Below are 17,397 nucleotides of genomic sequence, written 5' to 3' on the forward strand. Positions count from 1 at the left end.
TAAATTTAAGGAAATCAGCTATGCATTACCCGCAATATCAACAAGATCTCAACACTGCACTTGAATCAGAAATACTGGGTGAACTGATCTTTTTAAATGCAGCCAAACATACACGTTCAATTGAGCAACAACAAAAATGGCAAACGCTGGCCAAACTGGAAACCCAAACCTTGCACAAGTTACAGCAGTTCTTAAGCCAACAAGGTCAAACGGCGACGATTCGTTTGCATGTTAAGTTACAGGCCAAAGCATCAGGCATTGCGATGGCCAAACTGCCATGGAAACTGGCTATGCATTTACTTAAACAAGGTACGCAACCGTTTATGGTCACTTTTGAGCGGATGCAGCAACACGCCGATGCCAACACACAAGATTTTCTCCAGTATTTGTTGGCGCATGAACAAGCCTTAGCTGAATTTGCAACACAAGAGTTACAAGGGAACTCAGAACATTCTTTAGATGCTGTCCTCTACTTATTAAAAAGCGAGGCATAACACCTCGCTTTTTTGTTCTATTCTATTGCCACCCTCAAGTCGTGCTGAGGTTTAACAACAATTGACGTTTTTTCACCTGTTGCCCGACTTGACCAATCAACTCCTCGACAACGCCATCGACATCGGATTTGATTTGTTGCTGAATCTTCATCGCCTCAAGCACCAATAAGGTCTGCCCTTTTGTTACCGAATCTCCGACATTGACCAACAGATTCACAATCGCACCGTCCATTGGTGCACGGATTTTGCCATCACCCACCACTTCTGCTGCCTCTGGGGCTGCATAAGTAATATTTTCAAGCACGCTATTACCATTGCCTCTATCTAAATACAGCTGATTTTGATCGAAGACATAGGCGAGCTTGCGTCGAACACCTTCACAGCTATAAACAACCTGTTCATCACTGATGCTTATAATCTTGATTGTCGCGTGTTGATCACATAACGCAACTTTGACCTGCTGCTGATCATTTTGCACATGCAGCAATATCTGCTGATCGGCATATTTCAATTTCAGTGGAAACGGCATACTAACACCAGTTTGCCAAGCGACTTGCTGTTGATTTTGCTGGCTAAACAATGCGGCTGCGACGGCTAAGGTTTCGAGTGTCAACGTTTGTTGGTGCAGGCTGACATCTTCTTGGAAATGTTGCTGAATAAATGCAGTGTTGGTATCCCCAGCCACAATAATCGGATGGCGCAATAAATTGACAAGAAACTGCTTATTGCTATTCACCCCAAGCAAAACACAATCATCAACCGCTTTGGCAAGCAGGCGAATCGCATCCTGACGGGTCTTGCCATAGGCAATCACTTTGGCCACCATCGGATCATAGAAAGGACTGATTTCACCGTGTTCAAACATGCCATGATCAACACGAACATTGGGTAAACTGCCATCAGCACCTGCTGCTTGCCAACGCAGCACTTTACCTGTTTGTGGCAGAAAGTCCTGACGTGGATCTTCCGCATATAAACGGACTTCAATCGCATGTCCATTTAAGACCAAGTGATGTTGTTGTAAAGGCAGGGTTTCACCATTGGCAACACGCAATTGCCATTCCACCAAATCCAAGCCTGTGACCATTTCAGTGACTGGATGTTCGACTTGTAAACGTGTATTCATTTCCAAGAAATAGAATTCACCGGATTGATCAAGCAGAAACTCGACCGTGCCTGCCCCAACATAATCACAAGCCCGTGCTGCTGCAACAGCAGCCTGACCCATTTTCTGACGTAGTTCTGGTGTCATCACTGGACATGGCGCTTCTTCGACCACCTTTTGATGACGGCGTTGAATCGAACAGTCTCGTTCAAATAAATACACATAATTGCCATGCGTATCGCCGAAGACCTGAATCTCGACATGACGTGGGGCAATTACCGCTTTTTCTAAAATCAATTCACCCGAACCAAAGGCATTCTCTGCTTCGGAACGTGCTGTTTTTAAGGCTTCAAGCAAATTCGCAGATTGCTCAACCAGACGCATGCCTCGCCCACCACCGCCTGCCGAAGCTTTGACCATTAAAGGATAGCCAATCTTCTCAGCTTGTTGTGCTAGATAATCAAGGTCTTGCTGATCGCCTTCATAACCAGGCACACACGGCACCCCTGCTTGAATCATGGCAATTTTAGAAAGACGTTTACTCCCCATCAGCTCAATCGCCGCAGCCGTCGGCCCAATAAAAGTAATGCCATGATCAAGACAAGCCTGAGCAAAATCGGTATTTTCAGATAAAAATCCATAACCCGGATGGACCGCATCTGCGCCTGTCTTTTTGCAGGCTGCAATAATATTGGCAATGGATAAATAGGATTCAGAAACTTTAGATGCACCGATATAAACCGCTTCATCTGCCAGCTGTACATGACGGGCATTGGCATCTGCATCTGAATACACCGCAACCGTTTGATAGCCCATTGCTTTAGCTGTTTGCATCACGCGAACAGCAATCTCACCACGGTTTGCCACTAAGACTTTTGAAAAACTCATTATTTCATCTCTATTATTAAATCCCTCTCCATCCGCCTTTTAAAGCGGAAGCCCCTCCTTTAATAAAGAGGGATTAGGGGAGATTTCAGTCAAACCAACTCGGATTACGTTTTTGAATAAAGGCCATGGTTCCTTCTTGCCCTTCTGCACCACCGACTGCTTGAGCAAACTGTTGTGCGGCATCATCCAAAAGCTGCGCTAAAGGTTCATTCCGTGTCCGATGTAATAAAGCTTTGGTGGCACGGGAAGCCAGAGGTGCAGCACGTTTAATCTGCTGAATTATGTCTGTAAGTTGTTGTTCAAGCTCAACATCATCTGGTGCAACTTGATGAACCACACCTAAGTCCAAAGCCGTCTTGCCATCAAAACGTAAACCCAATAAGGCCAAACGACGGGCTTGGGTCAAACCAATTCGCTTCACCACAAAAGGCGCAATCTGTGCAGGTAAAATGCCCAAGCCTGTTTCTGGCAGACCAAACTGAGCACTCTCACGGCTGATGGCAATATCTGAAATACAGGCCAAGCCAAAGCCTCCACCAAGCACTGCCCCTTCCAGCACAGCAACAACGGTTTGGGGAGCTTGATCAACCTGTTCGATCATGGCACCAAAACGGCGATTAAAATCGACATAAGGTTGCAAACTGCCTGTATTCGTAGCTTCAACACGTAAGCTCGCCATATCTTTGATATCACCGCCAGCACAGAAATGCCCACCTCGACCACGTAAAATCACAGCACGAATAGAGACATCATCGGCAATCTGGCTAAACACCTGTTGAATAGCAGTGACCATATTTAAGCCCATGGCATTACGGCTCTCAGGACGATTTAGCCATAACGTTAAAATGCCACCTTGTTGTTCTAGCTGAATGCTGTCATCTATCGCCAAGCTTGCAAGAGAAGTTGCAACTGTCATGCTCCAGCTCCTATTTTTTCTGTTTCTTCGGCAAGATATCGGTGAGCTTACAAATGATTCCGAGCATAATTTCATCTGCACCACCACCAATCGACCCTAAACGGCCATCGCGGAACAGTTGTGATGCAGGGTTATCCCACATAAAGCCATTACCGCCCCAATATTGCAGACAGCTATCTGCCACCTCACGACTTAATCGTCCTGCTTTCAGCTTCGCCATTGACGCCATCAAGGTTGCATCCTCACCAGCAATATGCTGCTCACAGGCTTGATAAGTTAGAGCTTTCAGTGCTGCGACTTCAGTCATCAGTTCTGCAAAACGGAAATGTACATATTGGTTATGAATCAGGGGCTGACCAAAGGTTGTACGTTCTTTGGCATAATCAATGGTTTGCTGAATGACCTTTTCCATACCTCCTACAGCATTGGCACAGGCCCACATCCGCTCCTCTTGGAACTGCATCATTTGCATCATGAAGCCCATGCCTTCCACCCCAACCAAGTTGCGTTGCGGTACACGCACATTGTCGAAATAGACCTGTGCCGTGGTGGTTGAACGCATGCCCAGTTTATTTAAGGGTTCTGAAAAGCTGATCCCTGCCGTTTTTGCAGGAACAATAATCATGGATTTATTGACGTGTGGTTTGTCATCCGAGGTATTTGCCAATAGACAAAAGAAATCGGCTTGCAATGAGTTGGTGATCCACATCTTGCTGCCGTTAATCACATAATCGTCGCCATCTTTTTTTGCTGTAGTTTTAATAGCTGCCACGTCAGAACCCGCATGCACTTCCGAGACCGCAATCGACGCGACATATTCACCACGAATGGCAGGATTTAAGAACTCATCTCGCAGCTCCTTACTGCCAAAACGTGCCAGTGCAGGTGTTGCCATATCAGTCTGTACGCCAATCGCTAGGGGTACACCGCCACAGGCTGCACGACCTAGTTCTTCTGCCACGACAAGGTTGTATGAATAATCGAGTCCTAAACCACCATTCTCCTCAGGCTTACAAATTCCCAATAAGCCCAAATCCCCCATTTTCTTAAATACGTCATGAATTGGAAAACGACCTGCTTCTTCCCATTCTGGAATAAAAGGGTTCAGCTCATTTTCAACAAACTGACGTGTGGTCCGACGTAAAGCATCATGTTCTGCGGTAAATTTCATTGTTTTTTTCCTTAAAACTTGTTTTTCCCCTCTCCCTAACCCTCTCCCCAAAAGGGCGAGGGAATCCCTTCTCCCTCAGGGAGAAGGCTAGGATGAGGGTGTTAAAAATTAAAATCTCGACACACCAAATCGCGTTGGGTTTAACTCACGTTGTTGTGCTTCATAAATGGTTTGCAATAAAAAGATCAGTACTTTACGGGTATCTCTTGGGTCGATGATGCCATCGTCATGCAGCATTGCAGTATTGAATAAAGCAGTCGACTGTTGTTCCAATTTCATTGCCGTACTTTGTTCCAAGAAATCCAGCATCTGCGGATTCGGTTCCATCCCTGAGGCTTTTTGCTTGCCCTCAGCCACGATGCGCAAGACTTTGCCTGCTTGTGCTGCGCCCATCACCGCCACATGCGAATTGGGCCATGCAAAAATAAATTGCGGTGACAGACTGCGCCCACACATGGCATAGTTGCCTGCGCCGTAAGAGCCTGCCACCACAATCGAGATTTTTGGCACAGTTGCATTGGCTACAGCCTGAATCAGCTTAGAACCATGCTTGATAATACCGTTCTGCTCCGCATCGGTTCCGACCATAAAACCAGTAGTGTTATGCAAGAATAAGAGTGGACGTTGGGTCTGTTCACAGAGATGAATAAATTGCGCTGCTTTAGCTGCCCCCTGTGGTGTGATCGGGCCATTATTGGTAATAATGCCGATATGCAGCCCTCCTATTTTGGCCCAGCCACAGACTGTTAAAGCATCATATTCCTGTTTAAATTCGAGAAAATCCGAATCATCGATAATCCGTGCAATGATTTCTTTCATATCAAAAGGTTGCTTTGGATCTTGCGGAACAATCCCTAACAGCTCTTCAGCCGCATAACGCGGTTCTTTATAATGCTGATTGGATTGTGCGGTTTGTTCTTTCCAATTGAGATGTTCAAAAATTTCACGCGCTAAACGAATACCATCCGCATCATTCTCCGCAAGATATTCCGCCACGCCTGAAACTTGGGTATGCATTTCTGCACCACCCAGTTCTTCCGCAGTCGCCACTTCGCCTGTTGCAGCCAATAACAACGGTGGGCCCGCCAATAACATTTCTGTTTGCTTGCGGACTGCAATCACATAGTCAGACAAACCTGGTTGATAAGCACCACCCGCAGTTGCGTTGCCATGCACCACAGCGACTTGGGGAATCCCTGCCGCAGACAATCGTGCCTGATTGGCAAAGGTCATACCGCCATAAGTAAAGACTTCAGCCGCATAGTTCAGGTTTGCCCCGCCACTTTCCGTCAATGTCACCATTGGCAACTTTTGTTCTAATGCAATCTTTTGCAGGCGCAGGGTTTTATGTACCCCCATCGGTGACATGGTGCCACCCTTGATTGCACTGTTACTGGCAGAGACCAAGGCACGTACACCACTGACAAAACCAATACCAGCAATCACCCCGCCGCCGGCTTCAGAACCATCTTTATCGTCATGCATGTTGTAGCCAACCAAGCCACACAACTCGACAAAAGGTGAATCGGCATCTAACAGTAAACGAATACGCTCATGCGGCAAGATTTTGCCTTTCTTATCAAACTTGGGTTTTGCTGCATAAGACTTATCAATGCTTTTTTGCTGCACAGCACGAACTTCAGCCAACTGCGCTAATAATGCCTCTCGATTTTGCTCATATTGCTCACCGCCTACTGCAATTTCAGATTGGAGAATACTCATGTTTATTCTCCATCTGTTTTGAAGATGTCAGGGATAAAAGCACGATGGAAACCATTAAAGGCGTCATTATTGGTCGCATCTGCCAATGGATACATACGTGTACCTTGTGAAGCAGCCCCATCAATGCGCAGGGTGACACCAGATACAAAAGCCGCAGCATCGGAGAGTAAATAACAAATCGCGGAAGAGATTTCAGACTCAGTACCCATACGTTTTAACGGAACATTACTCGCCAAACTTGGAATGATCACTTTGGCAAAATCACCACTATAGTTGTCCATACCCGAAGAAATAATCCAACCCGGTGCAACTGCATTGACACGTACACCCGACTTGCCCCATTCAACCGAAGCTGTTTTAGTGAGATTATCAACCCCTGAACGTGCTGCACCCGAATGCCCCATACCAGGCATACCACCCCACATGTCTGCAGTCATATTGACAATACTGCCACCATGTTTTGCCATCCACTGGTTATAAGCCTCACGCATCAAGTAGAAGGTTGAATGTAAGTTATTACGGACCACAGCATCAAAACCATTGGCAGAAATATTCTCTAATGCAGAAGGAAATTGTCCACCCGCGTTATTGACTAATCCATCGAGCTGGCCAAATTTTTCCAGCACCTCAGCAATCATGTTTTTGACTTGCTCTTCATCACGATTGTCACAGACAATAAAATGGACTTTGCCCCCATCCTCCAGAATTTCTTGGCTAACCTTTTCCAGTTTTTCAACTTTACGTCCTGTGATGACAACTTGCGCCCCCAAAGAAGCCAACTCATGTGCAGTACAACGGCCAATGCCAGAACCACCACCTGTAACGATCACTACTTTGTCAGCAAATGCATCTGTCCTGAAAATTGATTGATAACCCATGTTTTATGATCCATTCATCTATTATTTTTAACTGAATACACACTACCAAGCAAGTGCTTGGTTTGTAAAGTGCCAAGATGCCTTTCTTATTCAAATTAAAATGTCATTTTTTGCTAAAACATTATTTCTAGTGCTAACATGCTGTTCAATCTAAGATTTTTTAAACTTTAAAAACTCACAATGAATACAAGCTATTATCAAAGTTCGATAGATTTTTTTTTAAATGAAAATAAAAATGCAATTTTTGGACAACTTGCACGTCATCATCAACATGATTTAGAAGATTTACAGAAGAATGCTTGGCTTGAACAAATTGATTTTCTAAAACAGGAGCTTAAAGAGTTCTGTGGCCACTTATATTTTGAGTTCTCTATTCCTAGAATGGGAAAACGAGTAGATAATATATTAATTATAAATAATTTAATCTTTGTAATAGAGTTTAAAGTAGGCGAAAAAAGTTATTCAAACTATGCCCAAAATCAGACAATTGACTATTGCTTAGATTTACAAAATTTTCATGAAGGAAGTCATAATAAAACGCTTATCCCGATTCTTATCGCGACGAATGCCCCAAGTACGACCTCTCAGATTGATAGCTCTCTAGACTTGAACGGTTGTATTCTATGTAATAAAGACAATTTTAAAGCAACCTTGATTCAAATTTTAGACCAAGTAAAAGCAGATGAATGTTTAAATATTCATACTTGGGAAAATAGCATTTATAAGCCGACACCAACTATTATTGAGGCTGCTCAAGCCTTATACAAAGGTCATAGCGTTAAAGAAATTTCACGAAGTGATGCCGGTGCGATTAACTTATCAAGTACCTCTATTCGAATAAACGAAATTATCGAAGGCTCGAAAGCTCAGCATAAAAAATCAATCTGCTTTTTGACTGGGGTTCCTGGTGCCGGAAAAACGCTTGCTGGACTAAATATCGCGAATGAACGACTAAAAGCAGATCAATCAGAACATTCAGTATTCTTATCTGGCAATGGTCCATTAGTGGATGTCTTAAGAGAAGCCTTGACTAGAGATTCAGTAGAGACTGCTAAGAGAAGTGGGCAGAAAATTTTACGTACAGAAGCAGAACGGAAAGCAAAGGCTTTTATCCAAAATATTCATCATTTTAGAGATGACAATTTAAGAACGCCTCATGCCCCTATTGAAAAAGTTGTCGTTTTCGATGAAGCACAAAGAGCTTGGCAAAAAGAACAAGTCTCCAAATTCATGCAACAGAAAAAGGGAATCCAAAACTTTGATATGTCTGAGCCCGAATATCTAATCAGTGTGATGGATCGGCACGATGATTGGTGTGTAATTATATGTCTGATTGGTGGCGGTCAAGAAATTAACACTGGTGAGGCAGGCGTTTCAGAATGGATCGAAGCACTCAAAACAAAATATTCATCCTGGGATATTTATTACTCAGATAAGATTTTGGCTGAACCTAACACCTATCTAAATAATTTAGATTTATCAAATTGGCTAGAACAACATGGACATCAAAAAACTGATCTTCATTTATCCGCCTCTGTCCGCTCATTTCGAAGTGAAAAAGTTGCCTCCTTGATCCAATCCATTTTAGAAAATGAAAATGATCAAGCCGCTCAAATTTACCAAGATATCAAACATAATTATCCAATTAAAATCACGAGAGACTTAACCAAGGCAAAAGACTGGTTAAGACATCAAGCTCGAGGTACGGAAAGAATTGGACTGATCGCAAGTTCAGGCGCTAAAAGACTAAAAGCAGAAGGTATATATGTTAAAAATGATATATCTCCAGCTGATTGGTTTTTAAATCATCAGGATGATACCCGGTCATCTTATTACTTAGAGGATATTGCGACTGAGTTCGATATTCAAGGACTTGAAATCGACTATACCTGCGTAACTTGGGATATTAACCTCTATTATGATCAGGGTTGGCAATTTCAAAGCTTTAAAGGCTCAAAGTGGCAGAATATTAATAAAGACTCAACTAAAAATTACCTTCTCAATGCTTATAGAGTTCTATTAACGCGAGCCCGACAAGGTATAGTTATTTTTATTCCTGCTGTAGATGGAAAAGATCCAACAAGACCTCAAAAATACTATGACTCAATCTATGACTATCTGGTCTCTTGTGGGCTAGACAAAATATAAAAAGTAGGAGTTTCACTTGTACTGCTTTAGGACAAACGAAACTCCAATACCAGGTAAGTACAGCTCAAAATATTAGTTTTCTAGACACTTTCACCGGCATATCCAATAATTGCTGAGCAAAAGCCTTACCTTGTGGATCAATTCGCAAGCTGGCAATCCCTCCACCACCCAATGCATTTTCCAACATGAAATTCAGCGCATGCATTGCAGGCAATTCATAACGAATCACCTTTGATTTTTCAGGATCAAGAACATGCTGCATATACGCTGCAACATTGGCTTCTGTCAGTGCCGCGCGAATCCAAGGTAAATATTCAGCCTTGCGTGCGATCACCCCAATATTGCTATGATTGCCCTTATCGCCACTGCGTGCATGTGCTACCTCAATTAAAGGAACTTCAATCTCATCACCTTGATACGCGGCTACGTCACCAACGAGATGCTGCGCATAATCCTGTGAAGATTGTCCAACTGGGATCTGAACGGGATAACGTTGTCCTGAAAAATCGACTTCGACTTTTAATTGATCTTTATCAATCAAGAATGAAAATAGTTTCACCACAGCTGAGGCTTTAGGGCGACCACCAACAATCCCTGCCAATGCAGGCGCCATGCCTGTTGAAGCTTGAGCAATTTCAGACGCAAAGAACATACAGGCTTCTTTAAACAGATGCTTAACTGCGATCTTAACCACCACTTCACGACTGTCTTTCACTTTCGCATGTGCACCATAAGTACTTTCAATACCTAGAATCTCAACCGACTTTTCACTAAACGGAGGAACTGAACGCAGTGCCAAAACCCGTTCACATTTGTTGATAATGGCATCCGCAATCACTTGGGCCTTTTCTGGTGCTTCACGACCTGCAATCAAGAAACTGACCAAGACACGATAACCATCGGCATAGGTGGCACTCACTTTATATTGCTGAGTTGGCGCACGACCTGTTGCTCCTGTCACTTTGACTCGATGCTCTCCCACCTGTTCTAAATGCACTTGGCTAAAATCAGCGCTTACATCTGGTAAAATATAGGCTTGCGGATTGCCAATTTCATAGACAATCTGCTCTGCTACCGTCGCAGTTGAAACGAGGCCACCTGTCCCTTTCGGCTTGGTCACGATAAATGAAGCATCAGCACTGACCTCTACGATTGGAAAGCCCATATTGTCAAAGCCTTGAACGAGACGCCAATCGGTAAAATTACCACCAGTACATTGAGCACCACATTCGATCACATGCCCTGCCAATGAACCTTGTGCCAGCTTGTCATAATCATCCAGTGACCATTTGTATTCATGTAATAATGGGGCAAGCACAACTGCTGAATCGACCACACGGCCTGTAATCACAATATCTGCACCTAAATCTAAAGCATCGCGAATCGCAACAGCGCCTAAATAGGCATTACTACTAGCAACATGCGCAGGCAAGGCATCGCCATTAAACATTTCCTGAACATTTTGGGTGAGTAATTCAGCATGTTTGGGCAATACATCATCACCCAGTACCACTGCGACTTTTAAATCTAAGCCCTTTTCATCAATGATTTTCTGTAAGGCATCACGGCAAGCCAGTGGATTCACCCCACCTGCATTGCTGATCACTTTTATTTTTTTCTCAGCAATTTTATTGATCAGTGGTGACATCACTCGGCTAACAAAATCCAGTGCATAACCATGACTTGGATCCATCATCATCGCCTTGGCCATAATCGACATGGTGATTTCTGACAGATAGTCAAAGACCAAATAATCAATATCACTCAGATGCACCAGCTGAAAGGCGGCAGTATTGGTATCGCCCCAAAACCCTGATGCACACCCAATCTTGACTACCCTCTGGTCATCCTGTTTGACAGTTGTCATGCGCTTTCTCATTGTTATTGCTAAAAACGCCTCAACATTACCAAGCAAGTGCTTGGTTTGTAAAGTGCATAATGCTATGCTGTATTGGCAAAAATAGACAAACTCAAGCAAATGCTTGTTATAAAAAGATAAGACAATGCATCAAATGAATTTTGTTACAATAGACTTTAGATTAAACGGGATAGACGAATAGGCATGATCGCAACCTCAATTGAGCAAATACCCAAGATTGTTTGTTTTGATGACAGTCCACGTGGACGTTTACTGCAAGGTGCTGCCTATCTATTTTATAAGCAAGGTTATGATAAAACCACGGTTCGTCAGCTCGGTGAGTTTATTGGCATTCAATCGGGCAGCCTGTTTCATCATTTTAAAAGTAAGGATGAGATTCTGGCGACAGTGATGGAACAAACCATCATTTATAACTTTGCCCGTTTAAAGGAAGCAGCTGAACGCTCAACCGATCCTGAACAGCAATTACGTCATCTCATTAAAGCGGAGTTACTCTCGATTGCAGGTGATACAGGCGCTGCGATGGCGGTTTTAGTACACGAATGGTTTGCGCTTTCTAAAGAAAAACAAGACTACCTTTTAAAAATGCGTAATGAATACGAGCAAGTTTGGCTGGATGCGATTGAAAAACTACGCGCCCAAGGTAAAGTCAAACATGATGCTTTTATTTGGCGTCGTTTGCTCGGTGGTTCGATTTCTTGGACAGTGACTTGGTACAAACCCGAAGGCAAAGTCAAAATTGATGAATTGACGGACATGGTTTGGGAAATGGCGGTGAAATGAGTGCTATCTATTTACGTAAGCCTCAACACAGTGATCTAGCTGAAATTAAACATGCCTACCAAAATAGTATTCACCTGCATCAACCGTGGACCTATCCACCAGCTGATTTTGAACACTACCTCGTGCAAGAACATCGTTATTTTGTCTGTTTAACAGAAAATCACGCCATTGTTGGCACCTTCAATATCTCGAATATTGTTTGTGGTTACTTTCATTCTGCCTATTTAGGTTATGAAGCCTTTCATCCTTATGCAGGACATGGCTATATGCGACAAGGGTTGCAACTGGTTTTACACGAAGCATTTCAAACACTGAACCTGCATCGACTAGAAGCCAATATCCAACCAGACAATCTGCCCTCTATTCGCCTTGTGGCACAGGCAGGTTTTATAAAAGAAGGCTTTTCTCGCCAGTATCTACGAGTGGGCGGAAAAGAATGGAAAGATCATGAACGTTGGGCAATTTTAAATTCGGATTGGACCGATAAAAAATATCAGGCATTCTAAAAAATTGATTCCAATTTAAGCACGACACAGCTTATCGCTCACGTCTATTTATCTATATTCGTTGTATTAGAAAGCTGCTATTGTTGTTAAACATCAAACGATTATAAGAATTAGTAACAATGAATCCCGTACAACATGCCAATATATCGGTGAAACGTCGTGGGGGCGAGCTTGAAGATTATATTGATATTCATGCTCTAATCGACAGCACCAAAATGTTGTGTACAGACAATCGCCATCGTATCTTGCATACCTTTTGGGGTGTTCAAGAAGTGATTATTCCAATCTTTGGGCATCATTTCGAAAATAGTGCAGGCAAAAGCATCGAGGTGAAAGACCTGTGTGAAAAAGACCACCTATTGGTTGATTTCCATCATCGTTTTATTCCAACTTTAGGTGATTTTGTTGCAGCGATGCAGGATATCCCTACAGATGGATTGGCGAAACGCTTAGAGAAGTTCCATGCTGATGTGATTAATGATCCAAAGCTGTCAGCAACCCTGCTCTCGCCATTATCGGTGACGGGACAATTAAAGTCTTTGCTGATTACCCATAATAGTTGGTTTATCAATAGCATTCTTCCGATGATGGGAAAAGGTGAAGCCAAATTTATTGATTTTGATATTCGTCCTGATTTCTTTTTCAATCCAATGCGTTTTGAACTCTGGATGGACAATGGCATGGCTGTGCCACCGAGTGCAGCTAAGCTGCAAGACTTAAAAACTAAAATTGCTTAACTTAAGGGGAAATAAAAATGAGCAATATCCAATACGTGATTCGTCAAAATGACTTTGCTTATAATGACGAATGGCATCTGACCAACTGCGTTTCAACTGGGGCAATCAAACAAATTTATACAGATAAAGTTGAAGCAGAAAAGGCCTATAAAACCTTAGTTGTTGAGGGCTTATATTATGATGAGCTTTGTAACTATGACATCGGCAATGGTGAAGTAGATGATGAGGTCTACGAAAAACTTGAAGCTTTGGTATTAGAAAAAACAGGCAAAAAATTTGATATCGAAGATGGTGAAATTCCGAAACTGAATGAAGATGATGCTTTCGAATTTGCCCAAATTTCAGGTATTGTCTGGTATCAACTTTTAGAAGTCGATGCGTCACAGCCTTGCTATGTCCTCTGGATCAACTCAGAAGAAGACTATTTTTCTGGCTATGAAACTGGCAGTATTATTTCTAGCCAAGATGAGAACTTTAGTGATGTTTCGTGGGAATCCAATATTTATGCGATGGACTATGAGTTCGAAGCCTTGATGGATAAACCCCTTGCAGAGCTGAGCGATAGCCCATTGTTATTGAAACAGTTTATCGAGCAAACTGCGGATATTCGCTATGATGCTGAAAAAGATAGCATCGAAGGTATTGCACTCGACAACATAAAATTTATTGATATCAAAGCACTAAATTCATTTCTAAAACAACCCATCTTTGAAATCCGTCAGATTTCTTTAGAAGAATTGGCTGAACTCGAATAAATCTCAAAATGAAAAAAGTGCGGTGTTCTAACCGCACTTTTAATGAGCAATGGAATAAGTTTAATAACCCAATTGCTTGCTAATTAAATCCTTCATAATTTCTTCTGCACCTCCACCAATCATATTCACCTTCACTTCACGATAAATACGTTCAGATTTAGTACCGCGCATAAAGCCCATGCCTCCGAGTGTTTGTACCGCAGCATCGGCACAGAATTGCATGGTTTGAGTCGCAACATTCTTCAGCATACAAATCTGGGCGATCAGTTCACTGCCCTGCAATTCAGGCTTACCCAAGCGATAAGCGGTATCCTCAAGTAAAGCACGGGTTGCGGTCAGACGCGTAGCCATATCCACCAATTTATGACGCATGACCTGATGATCAACCAAACGCTTACCGAAAGTTTGGCGTTGCTGTGCCCAATCCAATGCTTCCTCATAACAAGTCAGGGCAAAACCATAACTACTGGCTGCAAGAAAAAAACGCTCCATATTGAAGTTATTCATAATCACCAGAAAGCCCATATTTTCAGGGCCCAATAAATGGCTAGCAGGCACTTTGACATTATCAAAATGCAAATGTGCTGTATCTGAAGCCCACCATCCCATTTTATCCAGTTTGGTTTTGCTAATCCCTGCACTATGTGCATCAATCAACAGCATGGATATACCATTTGCGCCTTTCGCATTCGGATCGGTACGTACAGCCACTGAATAATAATCCGCTCGCATTCCTGAAGTGATAAAAGTTTTTTCGCCACTCACCAGAAAATAATCACCTTCACGCACTGCCTTGGTTTTAAGAGAAGCGACATCTGATCCACCGCCTGGCTCAGTAATCGCCAGTGCCGAAATTTTTTCACCCGATAGAATTTGAGGGAGTACCTCAGCTTTAACATCTTCATTGGCAAAGTGCTGGATGGGTGGCGCACCAATGGTATGTGACAGTAAAGAGGCTGCTAAGCCACCTGAAGCACATTTTGCTAATTCAATCGAAGATAACAAGGTATAAAATGCATCTGTCCCCGCAATCCCACCATACTGCTCTTCAAATCCTAACCCCAATAGACCAATATCTGCAGCTTTCTTATAGAGCTCTCGCGGAAAGGTTTCACTTTCATCCCATTCATTGATAAAAGGCGAAATTTCTTTTTCAACAAAACGTCGAATACTCTTGGCAAATTCAAGATGCTGCTCATTGTAGTACAAAGGATTAAGGTGCATATTCTGCTTCCTAGCAATTATTGATCATTGTTTATTGAATGAGCACTAAAGTAGCAAAACCAGAAAAACCAAGCAAGCGCTTGTCTCAATTAAAAATTAAAAAATATGCAAAAGTGGAGGTCTAATCATAAAACTATATTTTTAATCGACCACGAAACCCACGGGTCGCATAATAAGATTGAGCACCATTATGATAAGTAAAGACTCGGCCATAACGGCTATCACAGAAAATTGCACCACCCAATTTACGTACATCTTCTGGGGTTTTGACCCAACTTGAGGTTTTTAAATCAAAATGTTCAACTGACTGTAACTGCCTATATTGCTCTTCTGTGAGCAATTCAATACCCATTGCCTCAGCAAGCTCAATAGCATTGTTTTCGGGCTTATGTTCTTTACGCGCATCTAAAGCAGCACGATCATAACAAAGGCTTCTACGCCCTTTTGGTGTTTCTACAGCAAAATCATAAAAGATGATTTCACTTGATTCAGAATCAAGTGAAACGATATCTGGCTCTCCCCCCGTTTCTTCCATTTGACTGAGCGACCATAACTTTTCTGCTTGCTGCTGTAATCGCTCCTCGATATCAACCCAATTCAAGCCTTTGTGACGATGCATATTCTTTTCAAAACGTTTTTTCAATATGTCCAGTAACTCTGTCGCTTGTTCAAACTCTAACTTCTTATTCTTAGTCATTTTTATACTCTAGATTTTATGATTACACTGAGCGTCCATCAAAAGGATTGATTTTGAGGCTTTCCAAATTTAAATCTTCAATACATCGAACATTAATGGCATACATCTGATTCCCTTGCGGATCGATACCTGTTGCATAAGGATGAATCCCACAGATCTTACAGAAATGATGATCGATCATATGTTTATTAAACTGGTAGCTCGCTAAAGCATCTTCTTGAATTGAAATATCAACCTGATCCCTAGGTAAAAACCATAACAATGAACCTTTTCGTTGGCAAATCGAACAGTTACATGACAAAGCCTCGGTTAACTCACCTTGTGCAACCAAGGTAATTTTTCCACAATGACAACTTCCTTTATATTCCATCTTATTTTCCTTTTTATAATGTTCTACTGTATTAAACAAAGCTGTTTAAATGATGTCCACATAATTTAGTTATTTCTTTGGTGATAAGAACATATCAGTTGATGCCGCCATTGAAATTCTAATCGAGCTAAAGCACCAACAAAGACCGCCTCTCCAGCAAGATGGATCACTGCAAAGATTGTCATTTCTTGCCAAAATCGCCAAAGCATAAACAAACAAACCACGACCCAGATGCTATTTGCGATCGCCAAGATATTGATGAGCAACAGTGAGCGTTTTTTATAATTGGCTAGTGCAAATGAATAGCATGCATATAAGAGATTAATGCAACCAATGAAAATGACGACATGCTTAGGTAAATGATAAAGCTGACTGAACCATTCGCCAGCGAACAACACAATCAAGCCTGCGGATGCAGCCGCAGTACAATCTACCCATAAAATTTGCTTGGCAATCTTCATTTTTTGAATGCTCTTTTTATTTTAAGTTTAAGTCAATCATATTTAAAACATCTTGCCGCTTTTGCAATACAGCACTAGCTCCAAAAATGTTGGCACTGCCGACACTTCATTCCATTTTTATAAGAAAAGAGTGGAAAACCTAGCAGTAAAAAAATCACATAAGCGGGACGTTTACCTTCTGTATACGGTTGTATATCGGTACTGCTACAATGAGGACAGCTTTCACTTGCTGCTCCAAACTGTTGTTCTACTTCTTGGCTAAAATCTTGAGCAAGTAATGCTTTAGCCTCTTCAGCATAGCTTTCAGGAACTAATAGTCGCACACCACCTAAAGCATTGGAGTAAAGCCAATCCATATTAATCGTATGTTCATTTTCAATACGTGCTGGAATTTCAGCTGCTTCTAATTGCGTTTTGGCAATTTGAGCCTCGTAGGGAAATGAAAAGCTTTGTACAACGATCCAAGTCATATCAGAAAGCCCTTAAAACAACCAGTATATAAAATTTTAACCAATAAAAAACACCCCCTCAGCGTAAGCGGAGGGGGTGTTTAGATTTAAAAGCTGGCGATGACTTACTCTCACATGGCAAGTGCCACACTACCATCAGCGCTAAGAGGTTTCACTTCTGAGTTCGGGAAGGGATCAGGTGGTTCACTCTTGC

Annotated in this window: 17 protein-coding genes and 1 rRNA gene; 6 read left to right on the forward strand and 12 right to left on the reverse strand. The window is 42.3% G+C overall.

What is annotated here, in order from left to right; genetic code table 11:
• Nucleotides 1–20 precede the first annotated feature (20 nt).
• Nucleotides 21–494: a hypothetical protein gene (locus V6E90_RS15040; RefSeq protein ID WP_332605799.1), complete on the forward strand. Its 474-nt coding sequence runs from the start codon at nt 21–23 to the stop codon at nt 492–494.
• 34 nt (nt 495–528) lie between these two features.
• On the opposite strand, the gene V6E90_RS15045 is transcribed toward V6E90_RS15040, so the two are convergent.
• From V6E90_RS15045 to V6E90_RS15065, 5 genes are all read right to left on the reverse strand, one after another.
• Nucleotides 529–2,487, reverse strand: coding sequence for an acetyl/propionyl/methylcrotonyl-CoA carboxylase subunit alpha (locus tag V6E90_RS15045; protein WP_332605800.1), 1,959 nt, complete (start codon nt 2,485–2,487; stop codon nt 529–531).
• 85 nt (nt 2,488–2,572) lie between these two features.
• Nucleotides 2,573–3,403 carry an enoyl-CoA hydratase/isomerase family protein gene (locus V6E90_RS15050; protein ID WP_332605801.1) on the reverse strand — a complete coding sequence of 277 codons (831 nt, stop codon included), beginning with the start codon at nt 3,401–3,403 and terminating at the stop codon, nt 2,573–2,575.
• Between the two features lie 10 nt (nt 3,404–3,413).
• A complete protein-coding gene (locus V6E90_RS15055; RefSeq protein ID WP_332605802.1) occupies nt 3,414–4,574 on the reverse strand; it encodes an acyl-CoA dehydrogenase family protein in 1,161 nt (386 codons plus the stop codon).
• A gap of 108 nt (nt 4,575–4,682) precedes the next feature.
• The gene (locus V6E90_RS15060) at nt 4,683–6,296 is read right to left on the reverse strand and encodes an acyl-CoA carboxylase subunit beta (RefSeq protein WP_332605803.1); all 1,614 of its coding nucleotides are present in this window, start codon (nt 6,294–6,296) and stop codon (nt 4,683–4,685) included.
• 2 nt (nt 6,297–6,298) lie between these two features.
• Nucleotides 6,299–7,174, reverse strand: coding sequence for an SDR family oxidoreductase (locus V6E90_RS15065; protein WP_332605804.1), 876 nt, complete (start codon nt 7,172–7,174; stop codon nt 6,299–6,301).
• A gap of 180 nt (nt 7,175–7,354) precedes the next feature.
• On the opposite strand from V6E90_RS15065, the gene V6E90_RS15070 reads away from it, so the two are divergent.
• On the forward strand, nt 7,355–9,322 hold the full coding sequence (locus V6E90_RS15070) for a DUF2075 domain-containing protein (RefSeq protein ID WP_332605805.1): 1,968 nt from the start codon (nt 7,355–7,357) through the stop codon (nt 9,320–9,322).
• A 64-nt stretch (nt 9,323–9,386) separates the two neighbouring features.
• On the opposite strand, the gene V6E90_RS15075 is transcribed toward V6E90_RS15070, so the two are convergent.
• Complete coding sequence (locus V6E90_RS15075; RefSeq protein WP_332605806.1) at nt 9,387–11,189, reverse strand: acyclic terpene utilization AtuA family protein; 1,803 nt, start codon at nt 11,187–11,189, stop codon at nt 9,387–9,389.
• A gap of 195 nt (nt 11,190–11,384) precedes the next feature.
• On the opposite strand from V6E90_RS15075, the gene V6E90_RS15080 reads away from it, so the two are divergent.
• The 4 genes from V6E90_RS15080 to V6E90_RS15095 all read left to right on the forward strand — a co-directional run bounded on the left by V6E90_RS15080 (nt 11,385) and on the right by V6E90_RS15095 (nt 13,982).
• Nucleotides 11,385–11,984 carry a TetR/AcrR family transcriptional regulator gene (locus tag V6E90_RS15080; RefSeq protein WP_332605807.1) on the forward strand — a complete coding sequence of 200 codons (600 nt, stop codon included), beginning with the start codon at nt 11,385–11,387 and terminating at the stop codon, nt 11,982–11,984.
• On the forward strand, nt 11,981–12,490 hold the full coding sequence (locus V6E90_RS15085) for a GNAT family N-acetyltransferase (RefSeq protein ID WP_332605808.1): 510 nt from the start codon (nt 11,981–11,983) through the stop codon (nt 12,488–12,490). Before V6E90_RS15080 ends, V6E90_RS15085 begins: the two co-directional genes overlap by 4 nt.
• Before the next feature lie 119 nt (nt 12,491–12,609).
• Nucleotides 12,610–13,227 (forward strand): DUF6915 family protein, encoded by a 618-nt coding sequence (locus V6E90_RS15090; RefSeq protein ID WP_065344005.1) that lies wholly within the window; start codon nt 12,610–12,612, stop codon nt 13,225–13,227.
• A gap of 17 nt (nt 13,228–13,244) precedes the next feature.
• Nucleotides 13,245–13,982 carry a hypothetical protein gene (locus tag V6E90_RS15095; RefSeq protein ID WP_016540750.1) on the forward strand — a complete coding sequence of 246 codons (738 nt, stop codon included), beginning with the start codon at nt 13,245–13,247 and terminating at the stop codon, nt 13,980–13,982.
• 60 nt (nt 13,983–14,042) lie between these two features.
• Here V6E90_RS15095 and V6E90_RS15100 read toward each other — a convergent pair whose 3' ends face one another.
• From V6E90_RS15100 to rrf, 6 genes are all read right to left on the reverse strand, one after another.
• Entirely contained in the window at nt 14,043–15,206 is a 1,164-nt protein-coding gene (locus V6E90_RS15100; RefSeq protein ID WP_332605809.1) for an acyl-CoA dehydrogenase family protein, read from the reverse strand.
• A gap of 133 nt (nt 15,207–15,339) precedes the next feature.
• Nucleotides 15,340–15,903: a DUF4256 domain-containing protein gene (locus V6E90_RS15105; protein WP_262757728.1), complete on the reverse strand. Its 564-nt coding sequence runs from the start codon at nt 15,901–15,903 to the stop codon at nt 15,340–15,342.
• A 22-nt stretch (nt 15,904–15,925) separates the two neighbouring features.
• Nucleotides 15,926–16,273, reverse strand: a complete 348-nt coding sequence (locus tag V6E90_RS15110) for a GFA family protein (protein WP_332605810.1) — start codon at nt 16,271–16,273, stop codon at nt 15,926–15,928.
• A gap of 65 nt (nt 16,274–16,338) precedes the next feature.
• Nucleotides 16,339–16,734 carry a hypothetical protein gene (locus V6E90_RS15115; protein WP_065344009.1) on the reverse strand — a complete coding sequence of 132 codons (396 nt, stop codon included), beginning with the start codon at nt 16,732–16,734 and terminating at the stop codon, nt 16,339–16,341.
• A gap of 74 nt (nt 16,735–16,808) precedes the next feature.
• Nucleotides 16,809–17,204, reverse strand: coding sequence for a putative signal transducing protein (locus V6E90_RS15120; protein WP_332605811.1), 396 nt, complete (start codon nt 17,202–17,204; stop codon nt 16,809–16,811).
• Between the two features lie 91 nt (nt 17,205–17,295).
• A 5S ribosomal RNA gene (gene rrf / locus V6E90_RS15125) occupies nt 17,296–17,397 on the reverse strand; the annotation flags it as partial.

This window comes from Acinetobacter sp. ESBL14 (genome assembly GCF_036668815.1).
Lineage (GTDB): Bacteria > Pseudomonadota > Gammaproteobacteria > Pseudomonadales > Moraxellaceae > Acinetobacter > Acinetobacter gyllenbergii.

Bases quoted from the DNA above. Each gene is read 5' to 3' on its own strand.
- V6E90_RS15040 (WP_332605799.1), top strand. From the start codon at position 21: ATGCATTACCCGCAATATCAACAAGATCTCAACACTGCACTTGAATCA.
- V6E90_RS15045 (WP_332605800.1), bottom strand. From the start codon at position 2,487: ATGAGTTTTTCAAAAGTCTTAGTGGCAAACCGTGGTGAGATTGCTGTT.
- V6E90_RS15050 (WP_332605801.1), bottom strand. From the start codon at position 3,403: ATGACAGTTGCAACTTCTCTTGCAAGCTTGGCGATAGATGACAGCATT.
- V6E90_RS15055 (WP_332605802.1), bottom strand. From the start codon at position 4,574: ATGAAATTTACCGCAGAACATGATGCTTTACGTCGGACCACACGTCAG.
- V6E90_RS15060 (WP_332605803.1), bottom strand. From the start codon at position 6,296: ATGAGTATTCTCCAATCTGAAATTGCAGTAGGCGGTGAGCAATATGAG.
- V6E90_RS15065 (WP_332605804.1), bottom strand. From the start codon at position 7,174: ATGGGTTATCAATCAATTTTCAGGACAGATGCATTTGCTGACAAAGTA.
- V6E90_RS15070 (WP_332605805.1), top strand. From the start codon at position 7,355: ATGAATACAAGCTATTATCAAAGTTCGATAGATTTTTTTTTAAATGAA.
- V6E90_RS15075 (WP_332605806.1), bottom strand. From the start codon at position 11,189: ATGACAACTGTCAAACAGGATGACCAGAGGGTAGTCAAGATTGGGTGT.
- V6E90_RS15080 (WP_332605807.1), top strand. From the start codon at position 11,385: ATGATCGCAACCTCAATTGAGCAAATACCCAAGATTGTTTGTTTTGAT.
- V6E90_RS15085 (WP_332605808.1), top strand. From the start codon at position 11,981: ATGAGTGCTATCTATTTACGTAAGCCTCAACACAGTGATCTAGCTGAA.
- V6E90_RS15090 (WP_065344005.1), top strand. From the start codon at position 12,610: ATGAATCCCGTACAACATGCCAATATATCGGTGAAACGTCGTGGGGGC.
- V6E90_RS15095 (WP_016540750.1), top strand. From the start codon at position 13,245: ATGAGCAATATCCAATACGTGATTCGTCAAAATGACTTTGCTTATAAT.
- V6E90_RS15100 (WP_332605809.1), bottom strand. From the start codon at position 15,206: ATGCACCTTAATCCTTTGTACTACAATGAGCAGCATCTTGAATTTGCC.
- V6E90_RS15105 (WP_262757728.1), bottom strand. From the start codon at position 15,903: ATGACTAAGAATAAGAAGTTAGAGTTTGAACAAGCGACAGAGTTACTG.
- V6E90_RS15110 (WP_332605810.1), bottom strand. From the start codon at position 16,273: ATGGAATATAAAGGAAGTTGTCATTGTGGAAAAATTACCTTGGTTGCA.
- V6E90_RS15115 (WP_065344009.1), bottom strand. From the start codon at position 16,734: ATGAAGATTGCCAAGCAAATTTTATGGGTAGATTGTACTGCGGCTGCA.
- V6E90_RS15120 (WP_332605811.1), bottom strand. From the start codon at position 17,204: ATGACTTGGATCGTTGTACAAAGCTTTTCATTTCCCTACGAGGCTCAA.